The sequence below is a fragment of the Glutamicibacter sp. BW77 genome (genome assembly GCF_002332285.1).
Classification (GTDB): Bacteria; Actinomycetota; Actinomycetes; order Actinomycetales; family Micrococcaceae; genus Glutamicibacter; species Glutamicibacter bergerei.
The window spans coordinates 1-14,324 of the sequence record NZ_NRGT01000051.1 but is presented as its reverse complement, the minus strand read 5'-3'; the positions used below and the strand labels follow the sequence as shown (position 1 = coordinate 14,324).

Here is a 14,324-nt window from a genome sequence, read left to right as displayed (position 1 = left end):
CGATACGATGATGAAAATTTCCCAGCCCGAAACTCAAGAAGTGCCACGGCCACGCTTTGGCGCTGCCCATGTATGGGTTGAGTCTCCCCTGCAATTGCTGTCTGCCGTGGAAACACATGCAGCAGGGTTGCTAGGCGACGAGGTCTACGTCATTCCACGGCGAGGCATGCCCTTAGAAGCAACTACCGGGGCACTGCTAAAAAATTCGCCAGCAGGATTGCATTTCATGCCCGCAGCCAAACGTCCGCCACAACCGAACTCTTCACGTGAGCGTTATGTAACTGGCGATGCCTATTCGGGCCGGATCCAGCGCACCCTGCTCACCGGGGTCAAAGCCAAGGAAGTTGTCATCATCGATGACGGGCTGGCCACCCTGGCACTGATTCGTCAGTTGGTCAGCGAAGAGCCGACACCTTTGGTTCGCGCGCGAGCCAAGAATACTCCCGCACGCCATGCACTGGGATTAGCTATGTGGCACCGACTTCGTGGTCTGGCCAGAGAAGGGCGATTACTGATCGTCTCTGCTTTGCAGGTGGACGTGCAGCTTAAAAAGCGTATGGAAGAGTTGGGAATTAAGTTCGCCCAGCATCGCTTTGAATGGTTGGCCACCCAGCCCGTCGCCGAACGCTTCACCGAACCAACATTATTGATCGGTTCGGCCATGGCTGCCGACTCGATTATTCATGCCGAACCCTACCTCCAGTGGATTCGCTCCATTGCCGCGGAGGGTCCCGTCGCTTATTTCCCGCATCGCCGCGAAACTGAACAAATGCTGTCCGAACTTCGACAGATACCCAATGTCATCCTGAAGGAACACACCATTCCCATCGAGATGCGTTTACGGGACTTACGCCCGGGACAAGAGATCAGAGCCCTGCCCTCGACAGTTATTCCCTCCTTACGTTTATTGCTCGGCAATGAAGCTCGTAGCCTCTACGCGCAGCCGGTCCCAGATCACTGGTGGACATCCGATACCTCGCAAGACCTACGTGATCACCTGTCCAGTTCGTTGAAGGTGTGATCAGAGCCGTGAAACCAGCAGTTTTAGTTGTTGCGGATTCAGATTCTTATCTGAAGCTCGCCACCACCTTCCTGCACCGTCTTGGTCCGGGTTGGGATCGACGTGTTGTTTTAGCCCGCACCCCGGTAATGCCTACCGACGAACAAATCTTGGCTGCCTTTGAAGGAACCGACCTTGACCCTGCAGATCTAGAAGTATTGGCGTTAAACCAGTTCAACTCGCAAACTATTGGCGAAGATCTAGTCTTCGCCGCCGCCACGGGACCGGTCGTTGCGGAGTTATACGCTCGAATCCTGCGAACCGAGCCGGCCAATAACCGACGTACCGCGCTTATTTCTGCGCTTCCGGGAGTTGCATTCCCGGCGACACGCAAGGGTTGGAACTACCGTCGTCCCGGCGACGGATTTATCTGCCATTCACATGCCGAGGCTCGCGACTTTTCCTTTATGAACTTTGATGATGATGGACATCAACCCACCATCATGGTCAGCAAGCTTCCCTTTCTGCGTTCCACCGGATTCCCGACTCAGGTTCCGGGAACCATTAAACGCTTAGTTTTCGCTCCGCAGGCGAAGGTTCCTTTTGGCAAAGCAGAACGAGAACAGATTCTCATCTCGCTCGAGCGCACTGCCAGGCTTAACCCGGGGCTAGAGGTACTGGTCAAACTTCGTGCCCGAGCCGGAGAACCACAGACACACCTCGAGGCATACCCCTACGATTTACTCTTTGAGCAACTTGTACGCGCGGGCACGCTAGGTAAAGTCACACATCTACAATTTGTCACCGGCAGTATGGCCGAAGTCCTGAGCAAGGAAAGTGCCCTGGTGACGGTTTCTTCGACGGCCGCTCTGGAGTCTCTAGATCGCGGCTTACCAACTATGGTTCTTTCGGACTTTGGGGTCAACGCCCAAATGATCAACGTTGTTTTTGAGAGTTCAGGGTTGCTTGGAAGCTTGGATGATCTTGAAGCGTTAAACTTTGCTCCAGCGAATAAACCATGGCTACGCGAAAATTATTTTCACCGCGTGGACAACACTTTTAATGAATCCCTTATGATCCTTGCGCAGCGAGCGCGCGACGGTCAGCTAAAAACAGATCCCGAAATACTGGCGTTCATTAAGCATCAGCCACTTCGCCAAAGAGTGCGTACGGCGCTTCCGACACCCTTACTGAAGGTTCTATTAAAAATTCGCAGACAACTGCGGTTATCCCAGCAGTCGAGCACTAGATCATCGTCATGAGTCACCTAACTAACAGTGCTTACTAGGGATTGATAGCCAAACTACAATACTTGTAATGTCCAAAACATGAATTACAACTGTACAGAGTGGCGCGTTAGAGTGTGCCCATTGTCTGATACTGCACCCTTTAGATAACAGGTATTCTCTCGTGCTCTCCGACATCTCCGGTGATTACTAGCACTTTGGGAATGTTTCTTGACCAAAAGGTCTTAAGATCATTAAGGGCCCATTAATAGACTGTGCTTTCGCGCGGCCATTTTGCCCACAGCTTTGTATATTTCTTTAGGAGTTCATGTGTCGGCGAACCCGATTCGCGTTGCCATTGTTGGCGTGGGCAACTGCGCTACATCCCTTATCCAAGGTGTCGAGTACTACCGCAGTGCCGACGAAAATGCCTCTATCCCGGGTCTGATGCACGTCCGATTCGGCGAATACCACGTGGGTGACGTGGAGTTCGTAGCGGCATTCGATGTTGACGCTAAGAAGGTCGGCCTCGACCTATCTGAAGCAATCCTCGCGAGCGAGAACAACACCATCAAAATCGCAGACGTGCCACACACCGGTGTGACCGTGCTACGTGGCCACACCCTGGATGGTCTGGGCAAGTACTACCGCGAGACCATTGAAGAGTCCACCGCCGATCCTGTCGACGTCGTTCAGACGTTGAAGGACAACAAGGTAGACGTCATGGTTTGCTACCTGCCAGTGGGTTCCGAAGCTGCCGCGAAGTTCTACGCACAGTGCGCCATCGACGCGGGCGTTGGATTTGTTAACGCCTTGCCTGTCTTCATTGCCGGCACCCCAGAGTGGGCTCAGAAATTCACCGATGCAGGCGTTCCTATTATCGGCGACGACATTAAATCGCAGATTGGCGCCACCATCACGCACCGCGTGATGGCCAAGCTTTTTGAGGACCGCGGAGTAGTGCTTGACCGCACCTACCAGCTAAATGTCGGTGGCAACATGGACTTCAAGAACATGCTCGAGCGCGAGCGCCTTGAATCCAAGAAGATCTCCAAGACTCAGGCCGTCACCTCGAACACTTCTGCCAAGCTCACCGCTGACGATGTCCACATCGGCCCAAGTGACTACGTTGCCTGGTTGGATGACCGCAAGTGGGCGTTTGTCCGCCTCGAGGGACGCAACTTCGGCGACGCTCCAGTGAACTTGGAATACAAGTTGGAAGTATGGGACTCACCAAACTCCGCTGGCGTCATCATTGATGCTGTCCGCGCAGCTAAGATCGCGCTTGACCGCGGTATCGGTGGACCGATTCTGTCGGCGTCGAGTTACTTCATGAAGTCGCCACCAGAGCAGTACGACGACGACACTGCGCGTCAAAAGGTTGAGGCCTTCATCCGCGGCGACGTCGAGCGCTAAATTTTATGAGTTAGTTTTGCGCTAACCAAAGCAGGGTTTGGAAATTTTAGATTTCCGAACCCTGCTTTTTGTTTTCTGCATCAAGACGCGGAGAAGCCCGCCGGCTGAAAGGCCGGCGGGCCTCTGTGCAATTACTTGCGAATTCATTTTCTACCTCTTTTCCAGTGATTCCAATCAACGGTAATGGCGTCGTTTGGAACTACCGGATGCGGAAGTACATTTCTGGTGGCACATGGTTAACCAATTCCCGTTGCCGCAGTAGACGGTTGAATTCAGTGTTGTCCAATGGCTTGGAGTTTTTACCTAAACGCTTTCGCATTATTATTCCCTCCCCTCTAAATGAATCGAAGGGCTGGGAAGGTCTTGGCGCGTAGTTGAAACTGCGCGAGCCTTGAGGCTTTCAGGACCGGCGAAGATGAGTTCCGAGGTCCGAACAGCCCGTTGGGTGGTGCTGTCAAAAAGTGGAGCAGACATGAAAAAGTTCCTAAGGGAGAATGTCGATTACTGACTGACCACCTCAGGAACTTTTGATTGAATTCGTAGAAGTCTAGGAATCCATTACTCCGGAGGCAGAGGAAACGCCATGGCGTGCGGCATAGCCGAACCAGCGATGCGTAAAGGTCATATTGCCTGATCGCTTGCCGCCATCGTTCCAAATAACTGAATTCGTAATCACGTTTCCCACCTCCTAAATGTCTGTCCGAATCAATCGTGCGAAGCACGAGATCCTATGTGAATTTTCTTTTTGATCCGCAAATCTCATTGAGACTTCCCAATCACAGTACTTAGCATACATGGAGAATGCCGTGAGTGCTAGCGAAAGGCAAAAATTCTTAAATAAGTTTCATTAAATGCGTTGGGGCCGTTTCGAGCGATGCTCAAAACGACCCCAACACCAAAGCGTGTGAACTACTTATCGTGTTCTCCGGCTTGAGATTCAGGTTGCTCAGCCCACCAAGCCTGCAATCGCTCCCCCGCTATCTCTTCGCCCAGTGGCCCATCATCGAGACGCAAGTTCAACATGAAGTTGTAAGCCCGGCCCACCATTGGACCTGCCTTGATCCCCAGGAGGGACATAATCTGTTCTCCGTTGAGGTCTGGCCGAATAGCATTCAGCTCTTCCTGCTCCGTGATTTCTGCGATACGAGTCTCTAAATCGTCATATGCGAAACCTAGGCGTTCTGCCTTGCGACGGTTTCGAGTCGTGACGTCCGAGCGGGTTAACCGATGCAACCGCTCTAGTAAGTCCCCAGCATCTGTCACGTAGCGACGTACGGCCGAGTCGGTCCAGCCGGCTTCTCCATAACCATAGAAGCGCATATGCAACTCAACCAGGCGCGCTACCGCTTTTGTCGTGTCCTTATCGAAGCGAAGAGCGCGCATACGCTGCTTCACTAACTTGGAACCGACCATGTCATGGTGACGGAAAGACACCGCTCCATTGGACTCAAATTTTCGCGTCGCAGGCTTACCGACATCATGCATCAGGGCCGCAAAGCGCAAAATGAAATCTGGCCCCGGGACCGCACCATCAGTGTCGGTTTCATGTCCGATTGCCTGCTCGAGCACAGTCAATGAATGCTGATAGACATCTTTGTGTCGATGATGTTCGTCGATTTCTAAACGCAAAGCCGATACCTCTGGCAATACTTTGTCGGCCAGGCCAGAGTCGACCAATAAATCTATGCCAGCTCGAGGGTCCGCGCCATTGATCAACTTGACCAATTCATCGCGCACTCGTTCGGCGGAAATAATATCAATGCGCTCGGTCATCTCGGCCATCGCCTGGCGTACCTCCGGCGAAACTTCAATGCGAAGTTGAGATGCAAAGCGCGCGGCGCGCATCATTCTTAATGGATCATCAGAAAATGAGATATCCGGAGATCCTGGAGTGCGGATGAGTCCTTCACGTAGTGAATCAACCCCGTCAAAAGGATCCACCAATTCCAAATCAGGCAGTCGTAAGGCCATTGCATTCATGGTGAAGTCCCGGCGGAAGAGATCATCACGGAGATTGTCACCAAAAGCAACGATAGGCTTACGCGAATCCTTGTCATAGGCATCTGCGCGATAGGTCGTGACCTCTAGGGTAAACCCGTCTTTTTTGAAGGCAATGGTCCCAAACTCGCGACCCACATCCCAAATATTGTCGGCCCAGCCAGAGATCGCTTTGACCGTCTGCTCAGGTGTAGCGCTCGTGGTGAAATCTAAGTCGGGTGAGACACGTCCAAGAAACAGGTCGCGTACCGGACCACCCACCAAAGAGATCTCAAATCCGGCGCGAACAAAACGGTCGGCTAGTTCGAAAATGACCGAAGGTAGGATCTGGCGCAGGGCGTCATGAGATGGAAGTGCGTGCATAGTTCCTTAAGCGTGCCAGATTTCTGGTGATCTCGCTTGAAAAATCACCGAAGTTCCTTGCGAGATAGCTCTCTTGTCCAAGTCGCTAAGGTATAGATCACCAAAAACTCGATAGAGTGGTTGCATGAACCGTCCGATCCCGTCTGCCCCAAAGCGCACCCCATTGACTGCGTCAATGGCTTCTGCTCAGGCACCCGGCGGTCCTCAGGCGCTTCCTACGGTCGAAGAAGTCTCCTCTGGTGGCATAGTTATCGACTTCGATAACCCCGATTTTCCGGTAGCAATCATCGCCCGATACAACCGTGGTGGACGCTTGGAATGGTGCCTACCGAAGGGCCATCCTGAGGGCGAAGAAACGAACGAAGAAGCGGCTATCCGGGAGATCGAAGAAGAAACTGGAATTGCCGGTCGTATTCTTGCTCCGCTCGGTTCCGTCGATTATTGGTTCACCGTAACTAACTACCGGGTACATAAAACTGTGCACCATTTCCTTTTGGAAGCCACCGGCGGCCACCTCACGATCGAGAATGATCCCGATCATGAAGCCGTTGATGTCGCATGGATTCCGTTAAATTCACTCGGTAAACGCCTTTCCTTCCCTAATGAACGCCGGATCGCAGACCTGGCACGCGAGGTCCTAACGAAGTATGTCTCAGGTTCCTAAGTCACAACCAGGCTCCGATCAGCCACACACTGGAGCCTTTGAACAGGTAACGGAACCAGCGCCTCCCCCAGTGCCGGTCTCCGGCGGACGATCAACGACCTACGCTCTCATGGCTTCAGGCACGTTGGTGTCCCGAATTCTTGGTTTTGTTCGTACCGCAATGCTCGCCATGGCCATCGGCTCGGTCACCTCGGTGGCTGATATTTTCGAGAAGGCGAACGTCATTCCGACGATCATCTTCATGTTGTTGGCCGGCGGTATTTTCAACGTTGTGCTCATCCCACAGCTCATCAAGGCTTCCAAAGCTAAAGATCGTGGTGCCGCTTATACCTCGAAGCTGGTAACCCTCACCATAGTCGTAATGGGCGCGCTGACTCTGATACTAACCCTCTGCGCACGCCCAATTATCGTTGCGTTAACCAATAACTGGACCGAACCGATGATTGCCCTAGGGACCGCGTTCGCCTATTGGTCCTTGCCCCAAATATTTTTCTACGGACTGTATGCGGTACTTGGCCAGGTGCTCAACGCGCACGGGAAGTTCGCCGCGTTTATGTGGGCACCAGCGGTCAACAACCTCATTCAACTGCTGGTTATTGGCTCGTTCATCATCGTGTTCGGCGCCTATTCCACGGGTAATCCAATGGACACCTGGAGCACCGGAAAAACCGTCTGGCTTGCCGGTGGCGCAACTCTTGGCATTTTGATGCAATCACTGGTGTTGTTGTGGCCCCTGAAAAAGATCAACCTCAAGCTCCAATTCGATTTTTCATGGCGCGGTATGGGCTTACGCCACGTCGGCCGATTGGCCATTTGGACGCTCGCTGCAATGGTCATCGGCAATATCTCGTCGTTGCTCTATTCAAAAATTGTCTCCGGAGCGACAGCCGCCCGTACCGAGCTAAGTGCTGAGCAAGCAGCCTCGGTAGCCGGCGAATACGCACTGAACACCTCACAGCTCATCACGGTGCTCCCCCACTCGCTTTTCGCGCTCACGGTCGCCACGGTGTTGTTCAATGACTTCACGCGCGCCTTCGCCGACAAACGGCGCAAAGATATCGGTCCGCTACTCAATGAGGGCATGCGCTCCACCGCGATCCCGATAATTTTCTGCACTCTGGTCTTCATTGTTTTGGCTGGTCCTTTGGGTCGCCTCTTCGCGGGTAACTCGGAACACTCAATTGCGGCAGCCGCGGCGATCGGTCAGCTACTGGTGCTGACAGCACTGGGGCTTCCCTTCAAATCCTTGCAGTTCTTTATGCTGCGCGTATTTTTTGCCGACGAAGACACCCGTACACCGATGCTCATCCAAAGCAGCATTGCCCTCATTGGGCTGGTCGGTGCGGTGTTGGCGTATTTCTTGATCGATCCAGTTCACATCGCGGCGGCCATTGCCTTTATTTACGGAATCACTAACGTCATTTCCGCCTTGATCACGCACTATCTGATCAAACGCCGATATGGAGACTATGGCGTTGGCACGGTAATCGACACCTACATTCGTATCGGGTGGATGGCCACGTTATCAGCCATCATCGGCTGTGTGCCGTTAGCTCTTTTGGGTGGTTTCAGCTTCGGATTTGCGTACGATTCACTATTGAGTGCCGTCATCACCATCTGTATCGTGGGGCTTGTTATGGCAGTCGCCTTCGTGTTCCTATTGCACCGCACTAAAGTCCCTGAGCTCGCCGGGTTCCTCGGACCACTGCTGCGCAGAATTCCGGGTCTCACTAAGCGGTGATTCTGCTCAAATGACCAACGAATGACGTCTTTGGGCAGGTAACATGAAAGATGGTAGGTCAGCCTGCCGTTCGAAGCAATCAAACCTTGGAGATGCACGTGTCGCAGCCCATCGATGTCGGTTCCGTCCTTAGCGGCCGTTACCAGGTCACCGAATCCGTTTTGACCACCGCCGAGGGAGATCTGGTGCTTGGTGGCATCGATCAGGTGCTCAACCGATCGGTCAGCATCGTGGTCGCATCTGCGACTAACTCCTCCCAGCTCGCTACCAGCGCACGAGAAATCGCCATGGGTGAGCGTCAGGCAAACGTCCAGGTTCTGGATCTGGGAATTACTGAAACAAATCAAAGCTACTTGGTAGCGAATGTCGCACGTTCGGCGGACCTCCTAGATTTGGTTCTTGAAGCCCAGGACGCACCGTACGTAGAGCCGTTTTTCACCGACACTCTGGGAACCGAAATTTTCGGGGAATCCCGTCAGTCGGTCCCTGAAACTTACGCGGACGACGCTGAGTACTACGATCAGTTGCGTTACGAAGATGAGCCCGAAGAACAGGGCAAGGTTGGAAACGCGCTGAGTAGTGGGTTTGCCGGTCTGAAGAATCGTTTCAGTCGCAAAAACACTGCCCCAGCGGAATCCTTCGATGACGAAGATTCGTACGATGAGGAAAATACCGGCGACCAGACAGCACCTAATGCTCAAGTCGCTACACCAACTGTTGCTACCCCAGTCACTCCATCGAGCAAGAACACCGAGGCTCCAAAGCCTAAGGTGACGCGTCTGGATGACGACAAGGAACCGAACGTAACCGCTACCGCGGCCCTCGCCGCAGCTGCTCAGTCAAAGGGCAATACGCCGAAAAAGGCAGAGCCTAAAAAAGCAGAACCACAGAAGGAAGAACCTAAGAAGCCTGCTCAGAAGAAGGCCGCCGCCGCTGGTGTAGCTGCTGGAGCTGGAGTTGCTGCGGTTGCCTCGGCACCAAAGGCTTCGACCTTCCCTGCGGCCGCCAAGGGTGTCCCCGCACAGGATGTTCCTGAGCCAGTAGATAACGAAGAAGACGAGGGCACCTCAAAGGGTGTGCGTCTGCTCGTCGGAGCAGTATTAATCGCGGTATTAGTTATCGGTATCGTCTTCGCCTTCAACTTCCTCGGTGGAGCAGGCAAGGACAATACAGCTGATGCCCCCGCAACCCCTACCGAGACGGCAGCAGAACCGTCCAAGGAAACCTCAGAGGCTCCTACAGAGTCTTCGTTGCCGGCTCCTAAGGTTGATGGTGTGTCCCGCTTAGTACCAGGTAATCAGCAGCTCAACGCCGAAACTGATAACACCTTGAAGGATATGACCGACGGTAACCCTTCAAGCACCTACAAGACTTACTCGTACACCACGAGCAATTTCGGTGGCTTCGCTTCAAATATGGTCTTCATCTTAGATCTCGAAGAAGAGTCAGCGATCAAGGAAATCAACCTCGAGGGCCTAAATGCCACCGGTGGAGATTATGAGATCCTTGTTGGCAAGTCCGATGATCTTGGCGATGCGAAGTCGGTTGCGAAGGGTTCCTTCTCTGGTCCTTCGATCTCCATTCCGGTCAAGGGCGATGAAACCGACTACCTTGCCGGTTCCCACGTGTTCCTCAACGTCACCGAGCTACCACGCCGTGCTTCGGGTGCCAATGCATCCCGTCCATGGGGTCTACAGATTGGCGAGTTCTCCGCGAAGTAACAGACGCGGAATTTTTTACCATAGCAATGCGTTGAGGTGGATAGTGAGGTTAGACCTTACTATCCACCTCGCATTATTAGAACGAAAGGGTTCTATCCCCGTGACTTCAGCACAGAACGACGAAATCCGCGACGTAATCATCGTCGGTTCGGGCCCGTCGGGTTATACCGCAGCGATTTACACCGCGCGTGCGAATCTGAATCCATTGGTTATCGCCGGATCGGTCACTGCCGGTGGCGAACTAATGAACACCACGGACGTTGAAAACTTCCCGGGCTTCCCTGAAGGAATCATGGGCCCGGACTTGATGGACAACATGCAGAAGCAGGCCGAGCGCTTCGGTGCCGAGGTTCTCTTCGATGATGTTACCGAGATGCAGCTCGACGGCGAGATCAAGACCCTGTCGCTGGCCGACGGTACCGTCTACCGCGCCCGCGCAGTCATCGTTTCTACCGGCTCTGCCTACCGCGAATTGGGGCTTCCAGATGAGAAGCGCCTCTCGGGCCACGGCGTTTCATGGTGCGCAACCTGCGACGGTTTCTTCTTCCGTGATCAGACGATTGCCGTCATTGGCGGTGGCGACTCCGCCATGGAAGAAGCTTTGTTCTTGACCAAGTTCGCCGCAAAGGTGATCGTAGTTCACCGTCGTAGCGAACTGCGCGCCTCGAAGATCATGGCTGATCGAGCGCTCGCTCACGAAAAAATTGAGTTTGTGTGGGATTCCGAGGTTATCGGGATCAACGGTGAAGATAAGGTCAGCGGCCTAGTAGTCAAGAACCGTAATTCCGGAGAAGAATCCACGCTGGATGTCACCGGTATCTTCGTTGCAATCGGTAACGATCCACGCGTGGAACTTGTCAAGGATCAGCTAGAGCTGACTGCCGAGGGCACCATTGCCGTCGACGGACGTTCCTCCCGCACCTCATTACCTGGTGTCTATGCCGCCGGCGATGTCATCGATTCAACCTACCGTCAGGCGATCACCGCCGCGGCTTCGGGTTGCGCTGCGGCTCAGGATGTCGAACACTACTTGGCAAACATCAAAACTCCGGCCAAGGCCAGTAACTAATATTTCTCAGAAAGGGGTTCACTCACATGAGTAACGCTAAGGCAGTAACTGAAGCAACCTTCCAGGCAGAAGTTCTGGATGCCGAAAAACCAGTCATCGTCGACTTCTGGGCAGAGTGGTGCGGTCCTTGCCGTCAGCTTGGTCCAATCCTGGACCAGATCGCTGAAGAGCATGCTGCAAAGGTTGATGTCGTAAAGATCAACGTTGACGAGAATCAGAGCATCGCTGCTAAGTACGGAATCACTAGCATTCCTGCTGTATACGTTTTCAAGGGTGGCGAGCACGTAGCTACCTCAATCGGTGCCAAGCCAAAGGCTGTCATCGAAAAGGATTTTGCTGAATACCTGTAAATCCTAAGCACTCCCAAAATAGGCGTTGAACTTTCGAGTTCAACGCCTATTTTCGTCCCTACCCATGGTCATGGCCACTGTCATGACCTCAGGGAATCAGTATTTGTTAGTTTTGGAAAGAAAACAAGGTATTTAGATTACATTTCCTTTAATATCACTCTTATCGGAAGTCAGCGCTCTTGTCCCAGTAAAAAACGATCAAGGCGGAACCTCAAGTACCTATTTTCCTTCTTTACATTTTCAGCACCTATTCAAGATATCTGACGGCCCGCCGTATTACACATCATTGGCATGTTGTCCTCCTACAAAACCGTTCGTGGCTCAGTATTCCAAGTTAGCCCCCTAAAAATTGCATCCCTAAACAGCTTGTCAAAGCTACTGAATATTGGACACTTTGAAAGCCACCAATACTGCCGTTCAGAGCCACCCGACAAAAACAGCGTTATTGTTGTTCAGGGCCACCCTGGCAGCAAGCGGTCGATGAGCCCTTGGGCGTGCAAAAAGCTGTTGTGCAAGTATGTAAACTACCGTGCCTCGGTCCTTGATGAGTGACTGTTGGATCCGCCGGGCGGAGAATTCACGCGGTTCATCTTCGAGAGCTCACGGAGCGAAGGTATGACGCTGCGTCGACGATTTCCTGTATGCAGTACGAGCAGCCGGACTGCATGCCTTGCTGGGGCTGGTGCGTTGGCGGACGCGGTCATGGACCGCATCGTTCACAACAGGATCTGAGTTGAGACCGATGGGTTCAATATGCGCGAGGCGTATTCGCGTGGCGAGCGGTAAACGCATGATGCGTTCGCGGTGAGATTCCTTGTTCAGAGCCGCCGGTCAACCACATCGGTTGGCGGGTGGCTCTGAACGGCAATATCGGGTGGCTCCCAGTGGGAATATCGGTGGCTCTACGAGCTCCGAATAATCAGCTACCAGACAGGTAATTTTCCTCCATCGCACTCAAATACGTCTAGCAGGTAGATGCATTTTTGGACTTCCGTATCTTATGCAAACCCGTATGTCTGCTCGTGTGCTGGAATAGCCAGAATTTATTGTCCCCATACTAAGACACCTCCCGGTCCGAATTTCTGAACACCTCGCTACAGTTTCGGCAGATAGCTGGGAATAGAACCATGTCTGCTGGCTAAAGACGGGCCTACCAATCCGCAATCTGGTACCGCTGTTTCACGCTGACGCAGACCATTGTGAAGCTATACAGACTAGTCATTGATTGTTCGGGCGCAGAACTCTTGCCTCGCACATGTGTATTTCAGTTGGATTCAATCAGTTAGGAGCACCCGAAGGACAATCGGAACCAGTGTATGCCGAAATTTATGTCGTATCCTGATCTGTCTGGGTCAGCTCGTATCTATCCGTCATTGATCGGTATTGGAAAGGCATTTCTAGTCCAGAGTTGCCCTCAACGCATTGATAGCTGGACGTGGCTCTTTCGAGCGCGTGATGGCTTCCCCATAGTTAAGCTCTACAGGATAGATGCCGACAGTTTTTTAGGCGTGGCGCACTGGGTCTACAAGGACATCTTCACCCCAGCTGCATTACCCGGTTTATGGAATTGAAGTACCCGTTGCGATCAATTTACAGGTCGATGATTTGAGTGCTGCAGCGTTTAGCCTCTCGACTAGTTTCGTGCCCACCGGACTCTAAACATGTGTTCGTGAAACTGCATTGGTTAGCCGGCCCGAGCAGCTGGTAAAGGCTAGCCGCCAGAATGAAGATTCGTGTCTCGTCTCCCTGAGCCAGTCCTTGCTACAGCAAAATAATCGGGAGGATCCTGATATCTAAGAGTGGCGGAGATGTCCGGGCCGGAAGTGTCAGTTCTAACCCGGACATATGTTGCTCCTCGAAACGGTCTCTATAGACAGTACGGAAGTCAACGTGTTCGCGATCATCCTGTCATGCAGCGGGTATTAGAAAATTGGGACCATCGGTGAATCGCGTCGTATGAGTATCGGTGCTAAATGGATAAAGGGCGGCGTCACTACTCTGGGATACTGGATGGCTCTCAGGCTCCAGATGTTCACCCGGGCTGGTTTCTCGTCCATTGAATACGCACGAGATGTTTCACGTGAAACTTAGCCACAGATAGCCGTATCGAATCCAGCCTATAGCTATGCCTCGCACTCGAACGGCCATACATTTGTTTCACGTGAAACACTCCCCCGAACGACCGTTACTATCAAAAGTAAGAAGTGAGCACCTATAAATTGAGCACAGTGTCCTTCAATAATCAGGCTTCCGTAGTCCCCTGGCAGAACCGAAATGTCTTCGCACTTATTTCTATGACTGACGGCCAATAACGGCCAGACATCACGATGCTCAATAAATACTGGTCTTCAGGGTTCAGGTTCTATGAGTACCAGAAACCTAGTATTCCCTAACAACGACCATGCTCTATAGGCGGACATAAGATCGAACCTAACAACAATATCTCGATAACGCTCAAAGCTCCCCTATGGGCTTTCAGTAGACCGTACGTGCGACGAATCGGAATTACGTACGTGAAAGTCTGCGCCTTCCGTCACCGCAGCGCTCTATTTAACTTCTGAGATTGCTGTATCTTCTCAGGTGCCTTGGTTCCATTTTCCATAGTCAGCTATTCTTTGGCTGAATATTTGACTCGTTGAGAGCCACCTGCCAGAAACAGCATTATTGCCTTTCAGAGCCACCCAATATTCTCCTTCAGAGCCACCCTGTATAAACTCCGTCCACCACGCAAGAGTCTGCGTGTGAACTGCTCCCCAAACCCTGTCTGTCAGGATCA

The 14,324-nt window shown here is 52.7% G+C and carries 11 protein-coding genes; 8 read left to right on the top strand and 3 right to left on the bottom strand.

Annotation, left to right across the window (positions count from 1 at the left end; all coding sequences use genetic code 11):
* The first annotated feature begins 7 nt into the window (after window positions 1–7).
* The 3 genes from CIK74_RS07190 to CIK74_RS07180 all read left to right on the top strand — a co-directional run bounded on the left by CIK74_RS07190 (window position 8) and on the right by CIK74_RS07180 (window position 3,642).
* Complete coding sequence (locus CIK74_RS07190) at window positions 8–1,021, top strand: hypothetical protein (RefSeq protein ID WP_229676981.1); 1,014 nt, start codon at window positions 8–10, stop codon at window positions 1,019–1,021.
* An 8-nt stretch (window positions 1,022–1,029) separates the two neighbouring features.
* A complete protein-coding gene (locus tag CIK74_RS07185; RefSeq protein ID WP_240520483.1) occupies window positions 1,030–2,262 on the top strand; it encodes a DUF6716 putative glycosyltransferase in 1,233 nt (410 codons plus the stop codon).
* Window positions 2,263–2,556: 294 nt separating this feature from the next.
* Window positions 2,557–3,642, top strand: a complete 1,086-nt coding sequence (locus CIK74_RS07180; protein WP_096255107.1) for an inositol-3-phosphate synthase — start codon at window positions 2,557–2,559, stop codon at window positions 3,640–3,642.
* 547 nt (window positions 3,643–4,189) lie between these two features.
* Here CIK74_RS07180 and CIK74_RS19150 read toward each other — a convergent pair.
* Window positions 4,190–4,318: a hypothetical protein gene (locus CIK74_RS19150; RefSeq protein WP_256382690.1), complete on the bottom strand. Its 129-nt coding sequence runs from the start codon at window positions 4,316–4,318 to the stop codon at window positions 4,190–4,192.
* A 233-nt stretch (window positions 4,319–4,551) separates the two neighbouring features.
* Entirely contained in the window at window positions 4,552–6,003 is a 1,452-nt protein-coding gene (locus CIK74_RS07175) for a CCA tRNA nucleotidyltransferase (protein WP_096255104.1), read from the bottom strand.
* A gap of 124 nt (window positions 6,004–6,127) precedes the next feature.
* Here CIK74_RS07175 and CIK74_RS07170 point away from each other — a divergent pair, with 124 nt between their 5' ends.
* The 5 genes from CIK74_RS07170 to trxA all read left to right on the top strand — a co-directional run bounded on the left by CIK74_RS07170 (window position 6,128) and on the right by trxA (window position 11,548).
* Window positions 6,128–6,667, top strand: a complete 540-nt coding sequence (locus CIK74_RS07170) for an NUDIX hydrolase (protein WP_096255102.1) — start codon at window positions 6,128–6,130, stop codon at window positions 6,665–6,667.
* Window positions 6,668–6,776: 109 nt separating this feature from the next.
* Entirely contained in the window at window positions 6,777–8,408 is a 1,632-nt protein-coding gene (locus CIK74_RS07165; protein WP_096255255.1) for a lipid II flippase MurJ, read from the top strand.
* Window positions 8,409–8,506: 98 nt separating this feature from the next.
* On the top strand, window positions 8,507–10,129 hold the full coding sequence (locus CIK74_RS07160) for a hypothetical protein (RefSeq protein WP_141392896.1): 1,623 nt from the start codon (window positions 8,507–8,509) through the stop codon (window positions 10,127–10,129).
* 100 nt (window positions 10,130–10,229) lie between these two features.
* Window positions 10,230–11,198 (top strand): thioredoxin-disulfide reductase, encoded by a 969-nt coding sequence (gene trxB / locus CIK74_RS07155; protein WP_096255098.1) that lies wholly within the window; start codon window positions 10,230–10,232, stop codon window positions 11,196–11,198.
* Between the two features lie 26 nt (window positions 11,199–11,224).
* Window positions 11,225–11,548: a thioredoxin gene (gene trxA / locus CIK74_RS07150; RefSeq protein WP_096255096.1), complete on the top strand. Its 324-nt coding sequence runs from the start codon at window positions 11,225–11,227 to the stop codon at window positions 11,546–11,548.
* Window positions 11,549–14,124: 2,576 nt separating this feature from the next.
* Here trxA and CIK74_RS18925 read toward each other — a convergent pair.
* The coding region (locus tag CIK74_RS18925; RefSeq protein WP_205738261.1) for a hypothetical protein at window positions 14,125–14,324 on the bottom strand (200 nt) is incomplete at its 5' end.